Source organism: Enterobacter cloacae complex sp. P1B (assembly GCF_014982345.1).
In the GTDB taxonomy this organism is placed as follows: Bacteria; Pseudomonadota; Gammaproteobacteria; order Enterobacterales; family Enterobacteriaceae; genus Enterobacter; species Enterobacter bugandensis.
On the sequence record NZ_JADCLF010000003.1, the window covers coordinates 291,108 to 310,611 of the forward strand.

22 protein-coding genes are annotated in these 19,504 nt (G+C 59.6%); 10 read left to right on the forward strand and 12 right to left on the reverse strand.

What is annotated here, in order from left to right; translation table 11 throughout:
* Positions 1 to 168 precede the first annotated feature (168 nt).
* Both INF77_RS02680 and INF77_RS02685 read left to right on the forward strand, forming a co-directional pair.
* A complete protein-coding gene (locus tag INF77_RS02680; protein WP_193532415.1) occupies positions 169 to 714 on the forward strand; it encodes a YfaZ family outer membrane protein in 546 nt (181 codons plus the stop codon).
* Positions 714 to 1,034, forward strand: a complete 321-nt coding sequence (locus INF77_RS02685; RefSeq protein WP_028015390.1) for a hypothetical protein — start codon at positions 714 to 716, stop codon at positions 1,032 to 1,034. Before INF77_RS02680 ends, INF77_RS02685 begins: the two co-directional genes overlap by 1 nt.
* 44 nt (positions 1,035 to 1,078) lie before the next feature.
* Here INF77_RS02685 and INF77_RS02690 read toward each other — a convergent pair whose 3' ends face one another.
* A complete protein-coding gene (locus tag INF77_RS02690) occupies positions 1,079 to 2,449 on the reverse strand; it encodes an NAD-dependent succinate-semialdehyde dehydrogenase (RefSeq protein ID WP_193532416.1) in 1,371 nt (456 codons plus the stop codon).
* Positions 2,450 to 2,600: 151 nt separating this feature from the next.
* Between INF77_RS02690 and INF77_RS02695 the strand changes: the two genes are divergently transcribed.
* From INF77_RS02695 to INF77_RS02705, 3 genes are read left to right on the forward strand one after another with little or no spacing between them, the layout of a single operon-like run.
* Positions 2,601 to 3,344, forward strand: a complete 744-nt coding sequence (locus INF77_RS02695; protein WP_193532417.1) for an AraC family transcriptional regulator — start codon at positions 2,601 to 2,603, stop codon at positions 3,342 to 3,344.
* A 47-nt stretch (positions 3,345 to 3,391) separates the two neighbouring features.
* The gene (locus tag INF77_RS02700; RefSeq protein WP_193532418.1) at positions 3,392 to 4,045 is read left to right on the forward strand and encodes a LysE family translocator; all 654 of its coding nucleotides are present in this window, start codon (positions 3,392 to 3,394) and stop codon (positions 4,043 to 4,045) included.
* Between the two features lie 3 nt (positions 4,046 to 4,048).
* Complete coding sequence (locus tag INF77_RS02705; protein ID WP_047363829.1) at positions 4,049 to 5,326, forward strand: DUF445 domain-containing protein; 1,278 nt, start codon at positions 4,049 to 4,051, stop codon at positions 5,324 to 5,326.
* Here INF77_RS02705 and INF77_RS02710 read toward each other — a convergent pair.
* Entirely contained in the window at positions 5,307 to 6,170 is an 864-nt protein-coding gene (locus INF77_RS02710) for a LysR substrate-binding domain-containing protein (RefSeq protein ID WP_193532419.1), read from the reverse strand. The genes INF77_RS02705 and INF77_RS02710 overlap by 20 nt on opposite strands.
* A 97-nt stretch (positions 6,171 to 6,267) precedes the next feature.
* Here INF77_RS02710 and INF77_RS02715 point away from each other — a divergent pair, with 97 nt between their 5' ends.
* On the forward strand, positions 6,268 to 6,576 hold the full coding sequence (locus INF77_RS02715) for a carboxymuconolactone decarboxylase family protein (RefSeq protein ID WP_028015385.1): 309 nt from the start codon (positions 6,268 to 6,270) through the stop codon (positions 6,574 to 6,576).
* Entirely contained in the window at positions 6,576 to 6,956 is a 381-nt protein-coding gene (locus INF77_RS02720) for a tautomerase family protein (RefSeq protein WP_193532420.1), read from the forward strand. Before INF77_RS02715 ends, INF77_RS02720 begins: the two co-directional genes overlap by 1 nt.
* Here the strand turns inward: INF77_RS02720 and INF77_RS02725 are convergent.
* The 7 genes from INF77_RS02725 to INF77_RS02755 all read right to left on the reverse strand — a co-directional run bounded on the left by INF77_RS02725 (position 6,947) and on the right by INF77_RS02755 (position 12,554).
* Positions 6,947 to 8,011, reverse strand: coding sequence for a DUF2955 domain-containing protein (locus INF77_RS02725; protein WP_045259544.1), 1,065 nt, complete (start codon positions 8,009 to 8,011; stop codon positions 6,947 to 6,949). The genes INF77_RS02720 and INF77_RS02725 overlap by 10 nt on opposite strands.
* Positions 8,001 to 9,068: an HlyD family secretion protein gene (locus INF77_RS02730; protein WP_028015382.1), complete on the reverse strand. Its 1,068-nt coding sequence runs from the start codon at positions 9,066 to 9,068 to the stop codon at positions 8,001 to 8,003. The genes INF77_RS02725 and INF77_RS02730 overlap by 11 nt, the downstream gene beginning before the upstream one ends.
* The gene (locus INF77_RS02735) at positions 9,065 to 9,535 is read right to left on the reverse strand and encodes a MarR family winged helix-turn-helix transcriptional regulator (protein WP_047367261.1); all 471 of its coding nucleotides are present in this window, start codon (positions 9,533 to 9,535) and stop codon (positions 9,065 to 9,067) included. Before INF77_RS02735 ends, INF77_RS02730 begins: the two co-directional genes overlap by 4 nt.
* A gap of 149 nt (positions 9,536 to 9,684) precedes the next feature.
* Positions 9,685 to 10,380 (reverse strand): helix-turn-helix transcriptional regulator, encoded by a 696-nt coding sequence (locus INF77_RS02740; RefSeq protein WP_193532421.1) that lies wholly within the window; start codon positions 10,378 to 10,380, stop codon positions 9,685 to 9,687.
* Complete coding sequence (locus tag INF77_RS02745; protein ID WP_193532422.1) at positions 10,355 to 10,750, reverse strand: amino acid-binding protein; 396 nt, start codon at positions 10,748 to 10,750, stop codon at positions 10,355 to 10,357. The genes INF77_RS02740 and INF77_RS02745 overlap by 26 nt, the downstream gene beginning before the upstream one ends.
* Positions 10,743 to 11,066, reverse strand: a complete 324-nt coding sequence (locus tag INF77_RS02750) for an antibiotic biosynthesis monooxygenase (protein ID WP_028015378.1) — start codon at positions 11,064 to 11,066, stop codon at positions 10,743 to 10,745. Before INF77_RS02750 ends, INF77_RS02745 begins: the two co-directional genes overlap by 8 nt.
* Before the next feature lie 75 nt (positions 11,067 to 11,141).
* On the reverse strand, positions 11,142 to 12,554 hold the full coding sequence (locus INF77_RS02755; protein WP_193532423.1) for an aldehyde dehydrogenase family protein: 1,413 nt from the start codon (positions 12,552 to 12,554) through the stop codon (positions 11,142 to 11,144).
* Between the two features lie 100 nt (positions 12,555 to 12,654).
* Here INF77_RS02755 and INF77_RS02760 point away from each other — a divergent pair, with 100 nt between their 5' ends.
* Complete coding sequence (locus tag INF77_RS02760) at positions 12,655 to 13,557, forward strand: LysR family transcriptional regulator (RefSeq protein ID WP_041911333.1); 903 nt, start codon at positions 12,655 to 12,657, stop codon at positions 13,555 to 13,557.
* On the opposite strand, the gene INF77_RS02765 is transcribed toward INF77_RS02760, so the two are convergent.
* The gene (locus INF77_RS02765) at positions 13,544 to 14,023 is read right to left on the reverse strand and encodes a carboxymuconolactone decarboxylase family protein (RefSeq protein ID WP_014882392.1); all 480 of its coding nucleotides are present in this window, start codon (positions 14,021 to 14,023) and stop codon (positions 13,544 to 13,546) included. The genes INF77_RS02760 and INF77_RS02765 overlap by 14 nt on opposite strands.
* A gap of 101 nt (positions 14,024 to 14,124) precedes the next feature.
* Here INF77_RS02765 and INF77_RS02770 point away from each other — a divergent pair, with 101 nt between their 5' ends.
* On the forward strand, positions 14,125 to 15,513 hold the full coding sequence (locus tag INF77_RS02770) for a PLP-dependent aminotransferase family protein (RefSeq protein ID WP_193532424.1): 1,389 nt from the start codon (positions 14,125 to 14,127) through the stop codon (positions 15,511 to 15,513).
* Positions 15,514 to 15,550: 37 nt separating this feature from the next.
* Here INF77_RS02770 and INF77_RS02775 read toward each other — a convergent pair whose 3' ends face one another.
* Positions 15,551 to 15,712 (reverse strand): DUF1127 domain-containing protein, encoded by a 162-nt coding sequence (locus tag INF77_RS02775; RefSeq protein ID WP_032644967.1) that lies wholly within the window; start codon positions 15,710 to 15,712, stop codon positions 15,551 to 15,553.
* 176 nt (positions 15,713 to 15,888) lie between these two features.
* Between INF77_RS02775 and INF77_RS02780 the strand changes: the two genes are divergently transcribed.
* Positions 15,889 to 17,304: a PLP-dependent aminotransferase family protein gene (locus tag INF77_RS02780; RefSeq protein ID WP_041911335.1), complete on the forward strand. Its 1,416-nt coding sequence runs from the start codon at positions 15,889 to 15,891 to the stop codon at positions 17,302 to 17,304.
* 78 nt (positions 17,305 to 17,382) lie between these two features.
* On the opposite strand, the gene foxA is transcribed toward INF77_RS02780, so the two are convergent.
* Positions 17,383 to 19,491, reverse strand: a complete 2,109-nt coding sequence (gene foxA / locus INF77_RS02785; protein ID WP_193532445.1) for a ferrioxamine B receptor FoxA — start codon at positions 19,489 to 19,491, stop codon at positions 17,383 to 17,385.
* Between the last annotated feature and the right edge of the window lie 13 nt (positions 19,492 to 19,504).

The window sequence follows — 19,504 nt, forward strand, 5'->3', positions numbered from 1 at the left end:
ACACCTGAAATTTGCGCGTTGACACACCGACAACCCAACTTAAGCGTTACAAATAAAGATAAAAGAATTAACAATTACAGCATGAAAAGTCGATTTGCATCACATTTGCAGTCATAAACATCGCTTGTTAAGGTGCCCCCAGATTAATTTGATGATGAGGCACGAAACATGAAAAAACTGAACATTCTTCTTCTTTCTGCACTGACCGCCATTTCGGGTTCCGCACTGGCAATGGGCGGCAGCATTGAGCAGGGTAAAAACTTTACCAACCTCAACCTGGAAATGGGCAAACCCTCATCCGGTGTTTATCTCGAAAGTAACTGGCTGAAAAACACCGACGACGGTACCCAGACCGGTGGCGTGGGCGCAGGCTACAATCTGGAAGTGGGCCCGGTGATGCTGAATGCGGGCGCAAAAGCCATCTACATCGGCCCAAAAAAAGGCGATAACGGCGTGGCCTTCCCGATTGGCGGCGGCGTAAACGTTGCGCTGACCGACAGCATCCACGTCTATGGCGAAGGCTATGCGGCACCAGAAGGCCTGAACAACAGCGTGAAAAACTACGTTGAAGCTAACGGCGGCGTAAGCTGGACCCCAATCAAACCGGTTACGCTGAAAGTGGGCTACCGCCACGTGAGCGTTGACGGTAAAGATGGTCGTCCAAACCACACCCTGATTGATGGCGCATATGTCGGCGGTGGAGTTAGCTTCTGATGAAACACCGCATTACCGCGCTTTGCGTTCTGAGCCTCACGCTGATGCTCACCGGCTGCGTCCAGTACAAATGGGTAAAACCGGGCGTGAGCGACGCTGAGATGAATAAAAAGCTCACGGAATGCGAAGCGCAGGCCCTGATCGATCTGCCTCCGGATAACGTAGTGACCGGTTCGAGCTCGGAAAAAACGGACAAAAAGAACAAGAAAAAGGATATTTCCACGAGCTACACGGTTGAAGACGCGAATGAATATCGCCGGGATACGTTAGTCGACAGCTGCATGTTCAAAAGCGGCTGGGACAAGATCGAAGTACAGTAATCAACTGAAAAAACCTGCCAACCGGCAGGTTTTTTTATTACCTCTTACTTACGCACCACCACCAGCTTCTGGTTCACAAACTCTTTGATCCCCAGATCCGACAGCTCGCGTCCGTAGCCGGAACGCTTCACGCCGCCGAACGGCAGCTCTGCTGCGGTATCGGTGAGCCAGTTGATGTACACCATCCCGGTCTCGATCCGCGACGCCATTTTCTTCGCGCGCTCAATGTCCTGGCTGAACACCGCCCCGCCCAGGCCGTAGTGGGAGTCGTTCGCCAGCGCGACCGCTTCGTCGTCGTTTTTCACCACGTACATCTGCGCAACCGGGCCGAAAAACTCTTCGAAGTACGCCGGGTTCTCGCGGGAGATATTCGTCAGGATCGTCGGTTCGAAGAAGCTCCCGTCGCGCTGCACCGGCTTGCCGCCAAAGTGCAGCGTGGCACCGTTTTTCACCGCCTCGTTAACCTGTTTGGTCAGCGTTTCCAGCGCATCTTTGGAAGAGAGCGGCCCCAGCGTGGTGCTCTCGTCCAGCGGATCGCCAATCTTCACCTGCTTAAACGCCTCGGTAAATTTGCTGAGGAAGGCATCCGCAATCTTTTCATGCAGGATAAAGCGCTTCGCCGCGGTACAGACCTGCCCGGCGTTGTTGAGCCGCGCATTCACGCCAATCTTAACCGCTTTATCCAGGTCCGCGTCGTCCAGCACCACGAAGACGTCGTTACCGCCCAGTTCGAGGGTCGATTTCTTAATGTGCTTCGCCGCCTGCGCGGCCACCACGCTGCCCGCCTTTTCGGAGCCGGTTAGCGCTGCGCCCTGCACGCGATCGTCTGCGATGATATTCGCCACCTGTTCGGACGAGATAAACAGGTTCGTCCACGCCCCTTCCGGCGCACCCGCCTCGCGCACCAGATGCGCAAAGGTCTCGGCGCAGTGCGGCACGATGCTGGCATGCTTGGCGATAACGGGATTACCCGCCGCCAGGTTTGGTGCCAGGACGCGCATCAGCTGGTAGTACGGGAAGTTCCACGGCTCGACGGCCATCAGTACGCCGATAGGGTGATGCTCCACCCACGCTTCCCCAAGTTCAGAGTCGTACTTCACCGGGGCGAGGAACTGCTTCGCGTTGTCGGCGTAGTAGCGGGCGATCTGCGCGCAAAGCTTCACCTCGCCGCGGCTCTGTTCGATGAGCTTACCCATCTCCTGGCTGGCGATTTTGGCCAGATCCTCCACGCGCTCGTCGATCAGGTCGGCAAGCTTATGCAGCACCGGCAGGCGCTGGCTGATGTCGCCTTTCGCCCAATCCGAATGGTAAAGCGCATCGGCCGCCTTCAGCGCCGCTTCGATATCCGCGTCGGTATGTGAGGGGTATTCTTTGATGAGCTGGTTAGTGGCAGGATTTACTGTCTGATAAGCCATATCGAATCTCCATGTTTTACCGCTTAGGGTATTAAGGGTAGTCAACATGACTGGCTGTGGACGTAAAGTTGGGTATATCCGGAAGGTTCTGAGTTAAGCAGTGCCGGACGGTTCGCTGACGTGGTATAAAAAACGTCCAGAAGGAGTTTCCATGACCGATACCCGACACGTTCGCCAGACTTTTCACCGCGCCAGGGGCCTTGAGCTGCGCAGCACCTGGCAAAGCACGCAGGCGTACAAACGCCACAGTCACCCTCAGCTCTCCATCGGCGCGATTGTTGAGGGCCAGACCTGCTGCGTGTGCCATGACCAAGAGTACATTCTTCATCCCGGGGACCTCATTGCGATCCCGGCTTATGCGCCGCACAGTTGCAACCCCGTCGACGGGCAGTCGCGCAGCTATCATATGCTCTATATCGACACCGATCTTCCTCTGGCGCTACAGGTGATTCGTAACCCTGCCCTGTTTGCCCATTACGTGGACGTCGTTAAGACAATGTCTCCAGCGTCCGTGGAAGCGCTGCTTTCTGCCCTTCCCCGCTGCGCGGATAACGCAGACGCGCTTCGCCCAACCAGCCAGCAGGTTCAGGAGGCGTTTCTTTCCAATCTCACCAGCCCGCCCTCTCTCGACGAACTTGCCCAACGCTTCTCGCTGCGCAAGGAGACGCTGATCCGCACCTTCCGGCAGGACACCGGCCTGACGCCGGGCAGCTTCCTCAACATCTCCCGCGTGGAGTTCGCCAAAGCGCGGCTACGTGCCGGGGACGACATCGCCGACGTCAGCTACCAGAGCGGCTTTGCCGACCAGAGCCATTTTCATAAGACCTTCGTCAGCTATACCGCCGCCACGCCGCGCCAGTACGCCACGGGCCGCTCAATATCAGACAATAAATAGGAGCTGCAGCGCCGTAGCCTGTCCTCAGATGGTTAACTGAGGTCGCTATGGAACTGTTCTTCCCTTCCGCTTTTCTCGCTCTGGCGCTGGCGCATTTTGTTGCACTGTTGAGCCCGGGTCCGGATTTTTTCCTGCTTGTGGGCTACGCGGCGCGCTATCGGCTGCGCGGCAGCGCCGGGCTATGCGTCGGCATCGCCGCGGGTAACGCGCTCTATATTGTTCTGGTGATTATCGGCTGGAGCGCGCTGCGCCAGTTTACGTGGCTGTTTACGCTTATCGAGGTATGCGGGGCGCTGTACCTGCTGTGGATCGGCTCGCATCTGGTGCGCAGCCAACCGCAGGCGCTGGCGCTTGCAGAAACCCGTCAGCGGTGCCCTTCTCTGATGAAGCAGATCCTGCTGGGGCTGGGATCGGCGCTGTTAAATCCAAAAAATGCGCTGTTCTACCTAGCGCTGATGACGGCTTTACTCGGGCCGGACGTCACGCTGCTTCAGCAGGCGACCTGCAGCGTCTGGATGGTGATGGTGGTGCTGGCGTGGGATCTGGCGCTGGTGTCGATGATGGGTTTGCCCGCGGTCCAGCAGAAGCTCAGCCGTTCGCTGTGGTGGATTGAGCGCACGGCGGGCGTGGTGCTGATGGGGTTTGGCGGGTGGGTGCTGTGGCGATTTTTGCACTTTTCCCCCGCTTCCCTCTATCCTTAACCCATGGAAAAAATCGCTGAACTCAAACGCGCCAAGCTGCTGGCGCTGTCGCTGCTGCTGATTGCCGCCGCGGCCTTTGTCACCACCCTCTTCCTGCCGCAGACCTTTTGGGTGCGCGGCGTCAAAGCCATTGCCGAGGCGGCGATGGTCGGCGCGCTGGCGGACTGGTTTGCCGTCGTCGCGCTGTTCCGCCGGGTTCCCATTCCGTTTATTTCGCGCCATACGGCGATTATCCCGCGCAATAAGGACCGAATCGGCGACAATCTCGGCCAGTTCGTGCAGGAGAAGTTTCTTGATACTCAGTCGCTTGTGGCGCTGATCCGCCGCTATGAGCCAGCGCAGATGATTGGCGCCTGGTTCAGCAAGCCCGACAACGCCCAGCGCGTCGGGCTGCATCTGATGCAGGTGATGAGCGGTTTTCTTGAGTTAACCGATGACGGACGTATTCAGCGCCTGCTTAAACGGGCGGTGCATAAGGCCATCGACAAGGTGGATTTCACCGAAACCAGCGCCGTCATGCTGGAGAGCATGACCAAAAACAACCGCCATCAGGTACTGCTGGACGCCATCATCAACCGCCTGATTACCCTGATTCAGCGGGAAAGCACGCGGGAGTTTATTGCCGATCAGATTGTCCACTGGCTGAAAACCGAACACCCGCGCAAGGCGATGGTGCTGCCTACCGAATGGCTGGGCGATCAAAGCGCGGAGATGGTGTCGAACGCGGTGAACACGCTGCTGGACGATATCAGCCACGACCGCACGCACCAGATCCGCCAGGCGTTCGACCGCGCCACGCTGAAGCTTATCGACAACCTGAAAAACGATCCGGAAATGGCGGCGAAAGCCGACAACATCAAGCACTATCTGAAAAACGATGAGGCGTTTAACCGCTATCTGGGAGAGATGTGGGCTGACCTGCGCCAGTGGCTGAAGGCGGATATGCAAAGCGATGACTCGCGCGTGAAGCAACGCATCGCCAACGCCGGGCTGTGGTTTGGCGAAACGCTAACAAACGACGCCAGCCTGCGCGCGTCGCTGAACGAGCATCTGGAGCAGGCCGCGCACCGCGTCGCGCCAGATTTCGCCGCGTTCCTGACCCGCCACATCAGCGACACGGTCAAAAGCTGGGACGCCAAAGACATGTCCCGCCAGATTGAGCTGAACATCGGCAAAGACCTGCAGTTCATCCGCGTCAACGGCACGCTGGTGGGCGGGACGATAGGCCTAATCCTGTTCTTACTCTCGCAAGTCCCAACGCTTATCCATTCAGCGTCCTGAGGATCAGCACCTTCATGCTGGTAATAGCTGCATTGGGGGAGGCGCTCCCCTGATGCAGGGCGATACCCAGCTCTCCTGCATCTGGCAGCAGGTGGCTGTCGATCCGTAACGTCTCGGGCAGACCAATACGCGTGCGGAGCGTAATACCCAGCCCCGCGCTAACTCCCGCCCACAGCCCGCTCAGGCTATAGCTGGTATAAGCGATACGCCAGGGAATACCTGCGGCATCCAGTGTCGCGATGGCCCGGCTTCGCAGGAGGCAGGGCGCGTCAAACATCACCAGCGGCAGCGGCTCACCTCGCTGCAGAAGGACCTCAATATCCTCGCGGGACCGGCAAATCCATGCCAGCGGTTCGCTTCGCACGTAGTCGCCTTCTCGACCTTCCTGCCAGACCAGCGCCAGATCGAGTTCATTCGCCGCCACGCCGCGCAGCAGCGGCGGGTTACGATCGACGCGTGCCGTCATGCGAAGCTCAGGGTGTTGTCTGTGAAAATCGCCGAGGACCTTCGGCATCACGGACTCGCCAAAGTCCTCCTGCATACCCAGCCGCACCTCGCCCTGAAGCAACTCACCTCTGATAGCCCGGAGCGCTTCATCATTTAATACCAGCATGCGTCGGGCGTAGCTCAGCAGAATTTCACCCTCTCGGGTCAGTGCCAGCGTACGCCCCTGCTTAACGGTCAGAGCCACGCCACACTGCTGCTCCAGCTTTTTTAACTGGGCACTGACCGCAGAGGTGGACCGACACAGCCTGTCCGCCGCCTCGGCAAAACTGGCGGACTGAATCCCCTCCACAAAGCTGCGCAGCGCGTCCAGGTCTAATGCTGAAAAGCGTTTATCCATATCATCCTCATTTTCAGGACATTCAGTCCTGAACATTGCGATTTTATTTATGGTGGCAGCCTGCGAAAGTGATTTCCAGACGACAGGAGGAATAAAAATGAGCACAACACTGAATCGCGACACGCTTGCGCAGGTTTCCCCTAAGCTGGCGGAACTGAGCCAGCAGGTACTTTTTGGCGATATCTGGCAGCGTCCGCAGCTAGCCCCGCGGGATCGCAGTCTGATCACGCTTGCCGCGCTGGCAGCCCTGGGGCGCACCGCGCAGCTTCCCTGGCATATCGGCTTCGCCCGGCAAAACGGCGTGACGGACGACGAAATAGCCGAAGCGTTTACCCATCTGGCGTTTTACGCAGGCTGGCCGGCCGCCGTCAGCGCGCTGAGCAGCCTTGCAGAGGAGAAACAGTAATGCCGTTTGTTCGTATCATGACGGGTGACCGCTATAGCGAGATGCAGCAAAATCAGATCTCGGACATTCTGCACCAGGCGCTAACGGAAACCTTCGCCGTTCCCGCACAGGACAGATTCCATTTTTTTGAATGCTTCGCGGCCGGGGATCGATACATTGATCGGCACTATCTCAGCACGGGCAGAACGGAGGGGGCGATACTGTTTAATATCGTTGCTGGTAAGCCGAGGAGCACTGAACAGAAATCTGCCCTCTACCACCAGCTGGCTGCGCAACTGAATGAGAAGATGGGCATTGAAGGTGGAGACGTGATGGTCGTTATCCAGTTTACGGCCGCTGAGGACTGGAGCTTCAGCGGCGGCAAACGCTATCAGCCCTGAATGACGTAGCGCGTGGCGGCGAAACGGTTCAGGATCAAATGCACCAGAAAGACCATCGTCAGCGTCGCCACCAGCGAAAAGGTCACGGAGGTGATGCGATAGAGATCGCTGAACACCAGGTCACTGTCCGGGTGCATGTTCTGCCCGAACATAATGCCGATGGTCGTGATGCTGGAAAACCCCACGCCCGCGCCCACTTTCTCCATCACGTGCAGCCGAGCGCCAAACGCCAGGCCGAGGCCAATCAGCGGCATCATCAGCAGCATATGGCTGCTGTGATCGTAGAGGATAAGCTGCACCACCAGAATGTAGAGGCAGCCCAGCACTACCCCGACCACGCGCCAGATGGAGCTCATCACCGCGCCGCGATAGTGCATAGGGAACAGGATCAGAATCCCTGCCATCAGCGCCGAGAGCGAATCGCTTAAGTCGCTAATCTGAAACACCACGAAAATCATCGTCGCGACGCTGCCGGAGAGCAGCGACTCGTGGCGCACGCGGGCGTCGTCTTTCTCAATCAGCGGCGGCGGCTTGCGGGGCTCCACGTCCGGCAGCAGGTAGTTCATCAGCGCGCTCAGGCACACCGCCATCACGCTCGCTTCAATGTTGGAAAACAGCAGCGTGTGCCAGTTGGTGGTGGGGTAGCTCATAAAGTTGAGCATTACGCTCTGGCACACAACGCCCATCGAGCCGAACAGGAACAGCGGCCCTTTGCTCATAAAACGAAAACGCATCACGTAAAGAGCAAATACCACCAGCGTCATGATGACCGGCCATTGGGAAAGATAGCCGATGATAATCACCATTTCGACGCAGTTCAGCGATGCGCTGAAGATAAACTGCTTCGCCACGTGGCGGTTAAACACCGGCACCAGCGACAGCAGCATGATCGGATAGACCACGAAAAACACGCCGTAGCTGGTGTTGTAGAAGCTCGATATGCTCAGGGCAATCATCCCGGCAAAAACGATGCGCAGGGTCTGGCGAAAGTCGTTTGCCGTGTAGACGATGTTGCCGTGCGGGGTAAAGACCCGCGCCAGCGTATTAATAGACATAGTGAAGCAGGCTCACCAGGTGGATCTGCATTCCGGAGAAGAAGCGCGCAAACGGCCCTTCGCTGTTGTAGAGCTGCACGGTCGCCCGCGCGCCGGTTGGTAGCGGCTTAGGCAGCGGCTCATCCAGCGTGACGTGAATGCGCATACGCTGAGCGTCTCGTACCCAGCGGTTAGAGGTCTCCGGCTGGGAGAGCTGGCCGTTAACCGCCTCCTGGCCTGCGAGGATCCCCGCGTCGCTGCTGGCCACGTGGGCGCGGAACACCTGCCCCGGGAAGGCGTCAAACACCACGGCGGCATCGGTGCCCTGACGGGTATGGCGCAGGCTCTTCTCGCGGAAATCGGCCACGATATCGGTCTGGTTGTTTACCAGCGCCAGCGCGGCGGAGCCGGATGAGGCGTAAAAACCGGGGCTTAACTGCAGGTTACTGACCGTGCCGTCCGCCTGGGCGTAGACCTTTGTCCAGCCGAGGTTCAGCTCTGCTTCATCCAGCGCGTTGCGGTATTTTTGCAGCGTCACGTTGCGGTGTTCTTCGCGCTCGCCGCGCTGGATGCGCAGGTTCCGGATGTTAGCCTGAATCGTGCTGACGGACTGCTCGCTGCTCTGCCAGGCGGTGCGGACCTTATCCAGATCCGCCTGCGAGACGTTCTGTAACGTGCTCAGCTTCTGGTAACGTTCGAAGGTCACCTTGTCGTTACGCGCGGTCAGCACCGCGGTTTTCAGGCTGGCCTGCGCGGCGGCGATCTGCGCGTCCAGCTGTTCGTTAGAGAGACGCGCCTGCTCCAGCGCGATTTGCGCCGCTTCCACTTTATTGCGAAACGGCGTGTCGTCGAGCTCAAACAGCAGATCGCCTTTCTTCACCTGGCTGTTGTTGTGGACATGTACCGCCGCCACGTAGCCGGAGACACGCGGAGAAACCGGGGTTACCACGCGCATGACGGTGGAGTCCGGCGTCAGCGGGATCCAGATATCCGCGACGACAAAATAGATAAACATCAGCAGGAAAGAGGCAATACTCACCCTTACCCAGCGGGCAAACTTTTGTTCAGGGGTCATTATTTTTCGGTCTTGTTGTCTTCTTCGCGGATTGTCCGCAAATTGCAGGCGATTTGATTTAACGTGGCGCTGAAAATCTCGATATGCTCCGGCGCGATGTGTTGCGATACGCGAGCCTGATAGGTCTCAATCACCTGAGTGAGCCTTTTTAAAATGGCTTTTCCCTCAGGCGTCAGCGTCAGAAGCCGGATGCGCTTGTCATAAGGCGATGTGGTGCGCAGCAGGTAACCCTGTTTTTCCAGCTGTGTCAGGGTGCGCATCAGCGGCGGCAGTTCAATACCCTGCACCTCCGCCAGCTCACTCATTGAGACGTTATCCCCGAGCTGATGAAGCTGCATCATCACCGTCCAGCTCGACTGGGTTAAGCCGGTATCGAGAATGGCATCATCGATCACCGCACGCCACTGGCGCACGATCATTGCCATCCGCATGCCCATCGGCCTGCGGCAGAACAGTTCTTCTTCACTCATGGGGAAACCTCTCGTCACACGCGGTCAAGATAATAGTTATCATGGTAAGTATCAAGAAACGCGAGACGAAAGAGCAGGAATTGCGAAAACGATGTCTCCCCCTCCCCGTGGGAGAGGGTCGGGGTGAGGGCACCAGCCCGCAGTGGAGTTTAGAGGCTAAAATGCCTCCTGACGGCACTTTTTCCCGAAGCCGTCACCACCACCTCCCTGTACCCCGCCACCCGCTGGATCCACCCTTTGCTTTCCAGATGAATAAGCAGCGCCGCGCCAGCTTCGCCTCCGAGGTGAAACCGCCGCTCGCTCCAGTCCAGACAGGCGCAGCAGGCCTTACGGCGCGGATGAGCGCTTAACGACACGCCGAGTTTCAGAAACTGCTCCCGGCCATACAGCGTGAGCGCTGAACCGTCTGCCTCCAGCCAGCCTTCCGCCTGCATGAAATCGTAGATCTTTACCGCCACCGTGCCCGCCAGATGATCGTAGCAGGTCCGCGCCTCCCGCATGGCCTTCGGCGCGGTGGTTTCCGGCGGCGCAATGCGGCTCCAGGAGAGCCCCATCATCTGTTCGATCAGCTCCGCCACGTCGTGCCCCGCCAGACGATAGTAGCGGTGCCGCCCCTGAGACAGACAGGTAATCAACTTTCCCTCCACCAGCCGGGCGAGATGCCCGCTGGCGGTCGAGGGGGCGACGTCTGCCGCGGTGCTCAGTTCGGTGGCGGTCCACGCCCGCCCGTCCATCAGCGCGCACAGCATCTTCACGCGCGACGGATCGGCCATTGCCGCCGCCACCGCCGCAATGGCCTGCTCCAGCGCCGCGCCGTTATCAGTCGGTAAGCTTGTCTTTAACATGTGCTGCCCAGGGTTCGGTGATCTCTGCGGCCAGCTTATCATCATCCGTCAGCAGAATAAGGTGATTCGCATGGTCGCTGTACTGGGTAAGAACAGACACGCCGCGTGCCGCCAGCGCCGCCGCAATTTCACCCAGCTCCCCGGGGCGCGCCTGCCTGAGTTTTCTGATAACCGGCCTGCGCACCGCCTGTACGGTAAACCCGGCCTCCACCAGCACGCGTCGCGCTTTTTCACCATCTTCCACCAGGAAATGGGCATCGGTACCGAAAACCCCTCCCCCCTCCAGCCCCACGCCGTTGCGCCCCAACAGCTGTCCAAAGCGCGCCAGCTCGCCGGGCCCGTCGCGGAAAATCACGTGAACGTCATACATCCGCGCGCCCTCCCGTTTCGGAACTGTACTCCCGCACCAGCTGCGCCACGCGAATACGGTAGAAAGAGAAAATCGACTCCCGCCCTTCGGCCTGCGCCGCCTGATGGAAAACGTTCTGCTTCCAGCGGCGGACGGCCTCTTCATCCCGCCACCAGGAAAGGGAAAGAATTTTGCCGTCGGTCGTCAGGCTCTGGAACCGTTCGATATCGATAAAGCCGTCGATGTCGGCCAGCAAAGGCTTAAGCTCTGCGGCAAGTTGGAGGTAGCGCGCCTGATGGGCAGGCGCGGCTTTGGCTTCGAAAAGGACTGCGATCATGATGGTCTCTCCACTGTGATGTTGAGGAGAGAATGCAGGATGGAAAAGCACAATGCTTCGGTAAAGAGCGAAGCTTTAGCCCAGAACCGACCTCGGCTCCATAAACGCGCGGATCCCCCACTCGCCCATCTCGCGCCCCACGCCGGAGTGCTTAAACCCGCCGAACGGCGCTTTCGGTTCATGGGCCAGGGTGTTCACCAGCACGCGACCGGAAACAATCTGCTGCGCCACGCGGCGCGCGCGGTCCGCACCGCCCAGCACCACCGCGCTCAGGCCGTAGTCCGTGTCGTTGGCAATGGCAATCGCCTCCGCCTCGTCACGATAGGGAATAACGCACAGCACCGGGCCAAAAATCTCGTCGCGGGCAATCGTCATTTGGTTGTTCACGTCGACAAACAGCGTCGGGCGCACAAACCAGCCGTCCTGCGTGCCTTCCGGCCGCCCCTCGCCGCCCGCCAGCAGGCGCGCCCCCTCTTCGACACCTTTGCGGATATAGCCCTGCACCCGCAGCCACTGCTTTGCGCTGACCATCGGGCCGACGTCCGTTGATTTATCGCGCGGGTCGCCGGAGTTCATCGCCGCCACGGCCTGCGCCAGCGCGGTTTCGATCTCCGCCTTACGCGAGTAAGGCACCAGAATGCGCGTTCCGGCCACGCACGCCTGCCCGCTGTTCATAAACCCGGCCTGAATGACAAGCGGGATCGCCTGCGCCAGATCCACGTCATCCAGCAGGATCGTCGGCGATTTCCCGCCTAACTCCAGGGTCACGCGCTTAAAGCTTTCCGCCGCGTTGCGCAGGATCGCCTTGCCGGTATGCGTCGAACCGGTAAACGAGATTTTTGCCACGTCCGGATGGCGGCTGATTGTGTCACCGACCGTCTCACCCCGCCCGGTGATGATGTTAAACACGCCCGGCGGCAGAGCCGCATCGCGCAGCGCTTCGGTGACAATCTGCGTTTGCAGGGCGCTCATTTCGCTCGGCTTAATCACCGCCGTACAGCCCGCGGCCAGCGCGGCCGCCAGCTTGCCGCAGATAAATCCTGCGTCGCTGTTCCACGGCGTAATCAGCCCGGCCACGCCAAGCGGCGTCATCTGCACCGTGGCTGCGCCCGCGTGGGTGACGAATTCAAACGCCTCCAGCGCCTCAATCGCCTGAGCAATCACCTCCGCCGGATAGCTGGCCATCCACGCCGAGCGCGAGGCGGGTGCGCCGTACTCTTCGATGACCGCTTCCAGCAGCTCGTCGTGACGAGCGGCCACGGCGGCGTGCATACGTTTTAGCGCGGCAATGCGCTCCTGCTTTGTCGTCTGCGACCACGCGGGGAACGCCGCTTTTGCCGCCGCAACGGCGCGCGCTGCGTCAACCTCATCCGCCAGGCGTACCTGCCCGATGACCTGCGCCGTCGCCGGATTGTATAAATCAAACCGTTCGGTGCCGTGCGGGGTAACAAATTCGCCGTTAATAAAGATCTGTTCGATAGTGTGCATATAAACCTCCTCAGGCTGTGTGAGCACAGTCTGGCACGGCTTCTCCGTTGCGATAATCCACGCTATGCTGCAAGGGTTATTTCGATTTTCAGGATAATCTATGCATCGTTCAGGTCTGACAGAGCTGGAAGTGGTTATGGCGGTGGTGCGGCGCGGCAGCTTTCGCGGCGCGGCGCAGGAGCTCGGCATGTCCGCCACGGCGGTCAGCAACGCTATCGCCGGGCTGGAGAGCCGCCTTGATACCCGCCTCTTTAACCGCACTACCCGCAGCGTGGCGCTCACCGACGCCGGACAGCGCTACGTGGCGCGCGTTGGCCCGGCGCTGCAGGAGATCCGCCTCGCCAGCGAGGAGATCCACAGCGACACCGGGGAACCCGCCGGCACGCTGCGTCTGAACGTGCCGAACCATATCGGCACCCTGTTTCTGGACCAGCTGCTGATCGACTTTATGATCCGCTATCCGAAGATGCGCGTGGAAACCGTCAGCGAAGCGCGCATGATCGACATCGTCGCGGAAGGCTACGACGCGGGGATCCGCCTTGAGGAGTCCGTGCCGCAGGACATGATCGCCGTGCCGCTGACCGGGGAGATCCGCCAGCTGGTGACCGCCACGCCGGACTATTTTGCCCGTCACGGTACTCCGCAGACGCCGGACGATCTGCTTTCACATCAGGGGATCGGCATGCGCATGGCCCACGGCGGGATCTACCGCTGGGAGCTGGCGCGTCGGGGGGAAACGTACGCCCTTGCCGTACCGCCGCGCTTTGCGACATCCGATCTTTTCGCCTCGATCCGCGCCGTAAAGGCGGGATTAGGGGTAGGATTTTTGCCGGAACTGTATATCCGGGAAGAACTTGAGAATGGAGAGCTGGTGAGCGTTTTAAACGACTGGGCGCAGCCCTTTGCCGGGCTGCGCCTGTATTACCCCGGCCATCGCCACGTCCCGCCGGGACTGCGGGCGCTGGTGGCGATGATCCGCGAGCGCGGGATTATTCCAGGTTAGCCTTATTCAGCCCGTAAGCCGCGTCCAGCGAGCCGGGCGCCATGCGGGAGGTGATCCCCAGACGGTTCCAGGCGTTGATCGCCACGATGGCGAAGTTCAGCTCTGAAATCTCCACGTCCGAAAAGTGCTCCGCCACGCTGCGGTACAGCGCGTCGCTCACCCCATGAACGCCAATCTGGGTCAGCGCTTCGGTGAAGGCCAGCGCGGCTTTCTCGCGGGCGCTGAACAGCGGGGACTCGCGCCAGGCCGCCAGATGGTACAGGCGCAGCTCGCGTTCCCCGGCGATTTTGGCCTCTTTAGAGTGCATATCCAGGCAGAAGGTGCAGCCGTTCAGCTGCGACACGCGAATGTCGATCAGGTGCTTCAGCGCCGGGTCGATGGAGGTTTTTGCCACCTCCATACTCAGGGCAGACAGCGCGTTGGCGAGGGCAGGTGTAACTTTATGGTGGTTAACGCGAGTGCTCATTGTCTTTCCTCTTTTTGTGCGGCATGTGCCGTGCGATGAGGCAAATCTACGCCGTTCATGACATAGTAAAAAGATACAAAAAGCGTGAAATGAGGTAGGACATGAAGCCGGGCTATCACGACATTTATACACGCTATCGCGACAACATCACGCGCGGCGTGCTGAAGCCGGGGGATAAGGTACCTGCCATCCGCGTGCTGGCGGAAGAGCTGAAGGTGGCGCGCAAAACCGTCGAAACGGCGTACGCCATTCTGACGGGTGAAGGGTATCTGGTGAGCCAGGGCGCGCGCGGCACGCGGGTCAACCCGGATTTACTGCTACCGGATAACAATGCCCCTGCGGAACAGCCTACCGGCACGCTTCCGGCCTCGCTTATCAGCCAGCGCGAGCGGGCCGGTTTTCTGCGCCCCGGCATCCCCGCCCTCGACAGCTTCCCGTATAAAAAATGGCTGCTGCTGGCGGGCCAGGCGACGCGCGCCATGCGTCAGGAGGAGATGCTCAACCCGCCCGTCCTGGGCTGGTATCCGCTGCGCCAGGCCATCGCCAGCTATCTCAATATCTCGCGCGGCTTGTCCTGCACCGCCGAACAGGTGCTGATCACCAGCGGCTACAGCGGCAGCCTGCGGCTGATCCTCGACACCCTCGCCAGCCGCAGCGACAAGGTGGTATTTGAAGATCCGGGCTACTTTATGGGCCAGCAGCTGCTGAAGCGGATCGTGCCGCGCCTGCACACGGCGCCGGTCGATCGCTGCGGCATTGATACGGAATACCTGCTTCGTCACCATCGTGACGCGCGTTTTGCCATCGTCACCCCCTCGCACCAGAGCCCGCTGGCGGTGACGCTCTCCCTGCCGCGCAAGCAGCAATTGCTCGACTGGGCCAGCCAGAACGAGGCGTGGATCATCGAAGACGATTACGACGGGGAGTTTCACTACACCCGCAAGGTGCTGCCGTCGCTGAAAAGCCTCGACCAGCACGACCGGGTGATCTTTATGGGCACCTTCAGTAAAACCATCATGCCGTCGCTGCGCATGGGCTACGTGGTGATGCCCGCCAGCACCGTCGGGGCCTTTACCGACTGCGCGGATATCACCACCAGCGGCCAGCCGGTGCTGACGCAGAAGATCCTCACCGCGTTTCTCAACGAAGGGCATTTTTTCCGTCACCTGAAAAAGATGCGCGCGCTGTACCAGACCCGCCGCGACTGGATGATTTCCGCCCTGCGCGAGGTGTATGGCGATCTGTTTTTCACCGAGCAAAACGACGGCGGGATGCATATCGTGGCGTTTCTCACCAAAGGGAGCTGCGACCGGGAAGTGGCCCGCTGCTGGCAGGAACAGCAGCTGCAGGTTAATGCGCTCTCTGAGTGGTATCGCGGGTCGGGCAAACGCTACGGGCTGGTGATGGGCTATAACAACGTGCGGTCATATCAGGAGGCGCTGGAGCTGCTGGAAAGGCCGAAACGGCAGACGCTTGCGCTGTTGAACTGAACCGCCGGGTGGCGGCTGCGCCTTACCCGGCCACGGTTTAAATATCATTGCGGGATAACCCGACGTCCTTGAGCTGCTCGTCGCTCATTTGGCTCAGGATGCGGCGGGTACGGTTGATGCGATACCAGTTGCGGATCGTTTTGCCGATCCAGACAAATACGACGAACGGACGTTTTGAACGGTTTTCGTAGAATTCCATAATGCTCTCCTCACTGTGCCAGTGGGGTTATCATCCTGGAAATCGACCTGCGCAATACAGATGCAAAAACAACTTTTATTTAACATACAGATCCGCTAAAACGGTATCTGCATGCCGTTTTTTGCGGCAATCTGTACTGGTTTAATAATCTGTATGGTGAAAATAAAGGATACAGCATGACACGCTATCAACACCTGGCCAACCTTCTGGCAGAACGCATTGAACAAGGGCTGTATCGCAGCGGCGAGCGTCTGCCGTCGGTGCGCGCCCTGAGCCAGGAGCACGGCGTGAGCATCAGCACCATACAGCAGGCCTACCAGATCCTCGAAAACCTTCAGCTGATCACCCCCCAGCCGCGCTCCGGCTATTTTGTCTCGAAACGCAAAGCCCAGCCGCCCGTCCCGGCGATGACGCGCCCGGTGCAGCGCCCGGTGGACGTCACCCAGTGGGATGAGGTGATGATGCTGCTGGACGCCCGCGCCGACAAAGAGATGATCTCCTTTGGTGGCGGTTCGCCGGACATTAACCAGCCGAGCCTGAAGCCCCTGTGGCGCGAGATGAGCCGCCTTGCGCAGCATAACCCAAGCGAGATGCTGAGCTATGACGTGCTCGACGGCCGCCTTGAGCTGCGCGAGCAGATCGCCCGCCTGATGCTGGACGGCGGCTCGACCGTCTCGGCAAGCGACATTGTGATCACCAACGGCTGCCACGGCGCGCTGTCGATCGCCCTGCTCTCGGTGTGCAAACCGGGGGACATCGTAGCGGTGGAGTCGCCATCTTTTCACGGCACCATGCAGATGCTGCGCGGGTTTGACATCAAGGCGATTGAAATTCCCACCGACTCTGAAACCGGGATCAGCATCGAGGCGTTAGAGCTGGCAATGGAGCAGTGGCCGATCAAGGCGGTGATCCTGGTGCCCAACTGCAATAACCCGCTCGGGTTTATCATGCCGGAAGCGCGGAAAAAACAGGTTTTAGCCCTCGCCCAGCGGCACGATATCGTGATTGTGGAGGATGATATCTACGGTGAGCTGGCGGCGGAGTACCCGCGCCCGCGCACCATTCACTCGATGGACATCGATGGCCGCGTGATCCTCTGCAGCTCGTTTACCAAAACAGTGGCGCCGGGCCTGCGCGTCGGCTGGATTGTGCCGGGGCGCTATTACGACCGGGTGATGCACATGAAATACGCCGCGGGCGGGTTTAACGTGCCGGGCACCCAGATGGCGGTGGCGGCGTTTATTCGCGACGGCCATTACCATCGCCACGTGCGCCGTATGCGCCAGATTTATCAGCAGAATATGGAAACCTACACCTGCTGGGTGCGGCAGTATTTTCCGGCGGAGATTTGCGTCACGCGCCCGCAGGGGAGCTTCCTGCTGTGGGTTGAGCTGCCGGAGAAGGTGGATATGGTGTGCGTCAGCAAGCAGCTGTGTCGGCTGAAGATCCAGGCGGCGGCCGGGTCGCTGTTTTCCGCGTCAGGGAAGTACCGCAACTGCCTGCGGATCAACGTGGCGCTGCCGCCGACGGATAAGCATCGCGAAGCGTTGAAGAAGATGGGCGAGGCGATTGTGATTGCGATGGAGGAGTAGCACGTTTTTTAGCGCCGGTGGCGCTACGGAATAGAGTAGGCCGGGTAGGCGAAGCCGCCACCCGGCAAAATCAACGACTCAGAACTTCCACGAAACGCTGCCCACAATGCTGCGTTCTGCACCGAAGTAGCAGTAAGAGAGCGAGTTACACGCCGCAACGTAGCTTTTGTCCGTCAGGTTATTGACGTTCAGCTGCGCACTCACGCCCGTAAGCCCCATTTTTGACAGGTCATACCCCACGACCATGTCCACCAGCGTGTACGACGGAAGCGTATGGGTGTTCTGGCGATCGCTGGCGATCCCGTTGACATAGCGCACCCCGGAGCCGACGGTCAGGCCGTCCAGCGGGCCGGTTTTGACGTCGTAGCTCAGCCAGGCGCTGGCCATGTTACGCGGGGCATAGACGGCGCGCTTGCCCTCCTCTTCCGGGCTGCTCTTCTTATAGCGAATATCCGTGTAGGTATACGCCGCCTGCATGCGCAGGCTGTCGGTCAGCTGACCAATCGCCTCCAGCTCAACGCCTTCGGATTCGATTTCACCGATGGAACGGTACGGATCGGTCGGCTCCTCTTTGGTGGCAATGTTCTTCTGGTTGATGCGGAACACCGAGGCGCTGAACTGGCTGTTCATCCCTTCTGGCTCATACTTCACGCCCGCTTCCCACTGCTTGCCCTTCATCGGATCCAGGATATTGCCCTGCTCGTCGGCAAAGCTGGTCGGCGTAAAGGCGGTGGAGTAGCTGACGTACGGCGCAACGCCGTTATCAAACAGATACAGCAGCGCCGCGCGGCTGCTGAAGTTGTTTTTATCCAGATCGCTGCGGGTATGGTTGAAGTTGTCGACGTTCGACACGCTCACCTGGTCGTAACGCCCGCCGAGCGTCAGGCGCCAGCGGTCAACGGACATCTGATCCTGTAGGTAGTAACCGGTCTGGCGAAGCTTATGCTTTTCCCTGCTGTACTGGGTGATGTAGTCCGGCTTCGCACCGTAAACCGGGTGGAAGGCGTCAATCGGCGGGAAACCGCCATAGTAGCCGGTCACGTTGTTGGTGCGGTCCTGATAGTCCATGCCGATCAGCACGCGGTGGTTCACCGCCCCGGTGTCGAAGCTGCCGTCGACCTGGTTATCCAGGGTGATGGCGTTCATCTTCTCGTCGGAGCCGGAATAGCCGCGGTTCAGCTCGGTGTCATTCAGCCAGCCTGCGGCATACACCTGGTTCAGCTCCACTTTGGTGTGCAGGTAGCGCAGCTTCTGGCGCACGGACCAGCCGCTGTCAAACAGGTGCTCAAGGTTATAGCCGACCATGTTTTCCCGACGATCGTACTTGTCGTAATCGTCTTCACCTTCAAAGAACGTGTTGGAGATTTTCTTCCCGCTGTGCGGCACAACCGTGCCCTCATACGGCAGGCCGGAGTGGCTACCGCCTTCCGGATCGCGGTGCAGGTAGGCCATCAGATCCAGACGGGTGTTATCGGTGATACGCCAGGTCAGGCTCGGCATCAGCGCGTAACGCTCTTCCTTCAGCGGATCGAACTGGGAATCGGCATAGCGGGTCATCCCGCTGAGGCGCACCGCCACGCGGTCATTATCATCAACCGGGCCGGTGACGTCGAACATCGCCCCACGCTGGCTATTGTTCCCGGCGAAGAGCTTGATCTCCCCGCCCGGATCGAACGACGGCTTACGGGAGGTAAGCGCCACAATCCCGCCCGGCGATGAACGGCCATAGAGCACGGAGGCCGGACCGCGCACGACTTCGATACTGTCCAGGAACCACGGATCAACCACCAGCGAGCTGTGGGAGTTGGTGTCGCCCATCATCTTCAGGCCGTCCAGGTAGACGTTGTCCAGGCTGCCGTCAGAGAAGCCGCGCAGCACCATGTAGTCAAAGCGGTTAGACGCCCCAATCTGGTTGCTGTAGACCCCCGGCGTGTAGCTCACGGCCTGACGCACGCTGGTTGCGCCCTGCTCTTCGAACTGCTCGCGCGTGACAATAGAGACCGACTGCGGAGTTTCAATATCCGGCGTTTCAAGCTTGGTGGCCGCAGACTGCATCTGCGAGGTCACCACCACGGTGTCAGTTTTTTGCGCATCCTGCGCCAGTAAAGGAAAAGCGACGCTACCGGTAACCCATCCCACCAGCAGTGCCAGACGCGATTTAGCAAACATAACCCTCTCCAGAGATATTTCTTATTGTTAA

Excerpts from the sequence above, each read along its gene's own strand:
- INF77_RS02680 (WP_193532415.1), top strand. The coding sequence starts at position 169 with ATGAAAAAACTGAACATTCTTCTTCTTTCTGCACTGACCGCCATTTCG.
- INF77_RS02685 (WP_028015390.1), top strand. The coding sequence starts at position 714 with ATGAAACACCGCATTACCGCGCTTTGCGTTCTGAGCCTCACGCTGATG.
- INF77_RS02690 (WP_193532416.1), bottom strand. The coding sequence starts at position 2,449 with ATGGCTTATCAGACAGTAAATCCTGCCACTAACCAGCTCATCAAAGAA.
- INF77_RS02695 (WP_193532417.1), top strand. The coding sequence starts at position 2,601 with ATGACCGATACCCGACACGTTCGCCAGACTTTTCACCGCGCCAGGGGC.
- INF77_RS02700 (WP_193532418.1), top strand. The coding sequence starts at position 3,392 with ATGGAACTGTTCTTCCCTTCCGCTTTTCTCGCTCTGGCGCTGGCGCAT.
- INF77_RS02705 (WP_047363829.1), top strand. The coding sequence starts at position 4,049 with ATGGAAAAAATCGCTGAACTCAAACGCGCCAAGCTGCTGGCGCTGTCG.
- INF77_RS02710 (WP_193532419.1), bottom strand. The coding sequence starts at position 6,170 with ATGGATAAACGCTTTTCAGCATTAGACCTGGACGCGCTGCGCAGCTTT.
- INF77_RS02715 (WP_028015385.1), top strand. The coding sequence starts at position 6,268 with ATGAGCACAACACTGAATCGCGACACGCTTGCGCAGGTTTCCCCTAAG.
- INF77_RS02720 (WP_193532420.1), top strand. The coding sequence starts at position 6,576 with ATGCCGTTTGTTCGTATCATGACGGGTGACCGCTATAGCGAGATGCAG.
- INF77_RS02725 (WP_045259544.1), bottom strand. The coding sequence starts at position 8,011 with ATGTCTATTAATACGCTGGCGCGGGTCTTTACCCCGCACGGCAACATC.
- INF77_RS02735 (WP_047367261.1), bottom strand. The coding sequence starts at position 9,535 with ATGAGTGAAGAAGAACTGTTCTGCCGCAGGCCGATGGGCATGCGGATG.
- INF77_RS02740 (WP_193532421.1), bottom strand. The coding sequence starts at position 10,380 with ATGTTAAAGACAAGCTTACCGACTGATAACGGCGCGGCGCTGGAGCAG.
- INF77_RS02745 (WP_193532422.1), bottom strand. The coding sequence starts at position 10,750 with ATGTATGACGTTCACGTGATTTTCCGCGACGGGCCCGGCGAGCTGGCG.
- INF77_RS02750 (WP_028015378.1), bottom strand. The coding sequence starts at position 11,066 with ATGATCGCAGTCCTTTTCGAAGCCAAAGCCGCGCCTGCCCATCAGGCG.
- INF77_RS02755 (WP_193532423.1), bottom strand. The coding sequence starts at position 12,554 with ATGCACACTATCGAACAGATCTTTATTAACGGCGAATTTGTTACCCCG.
- INF77_RS02760 (WP_041911333.1), top strand. The coding sequence starts at position 12,655 with ATGCATCGTTCAGGTCTGACAGAGCTGGAAGTGGTTATGGCGGTGGTG.
- INF77_RS02765 (WP_014882392.1), bottom strand. The coding sequence starts at position 14,023 with ATGAGCACTCGCGTTAACCACCATAAAGTTACACCTGCCCTCGCCAAC.
- INF77_RS02770 (WP_193532424.1), top strand. The coding sequence starts at position 14,125 with ATGAAGCCGGGCTATCACGACATTTATACACGCTATCGCGACAACATC.
- INF77_RS02775 (WP_032644967.1), bottom strand. The coding sequence starts at position 15,712 with ATGGAATTCTACGAAAACCGTTCAAAACGTCCGTTCGTCGTATTTGTC.
- INF77_RS02780 (WP_041911335.1), top strand. The coding sequence starts at position 15,889 with ATGACACGCTATCAACACCTGGCCAACCTTCTGGCAGAACGCATTGAA.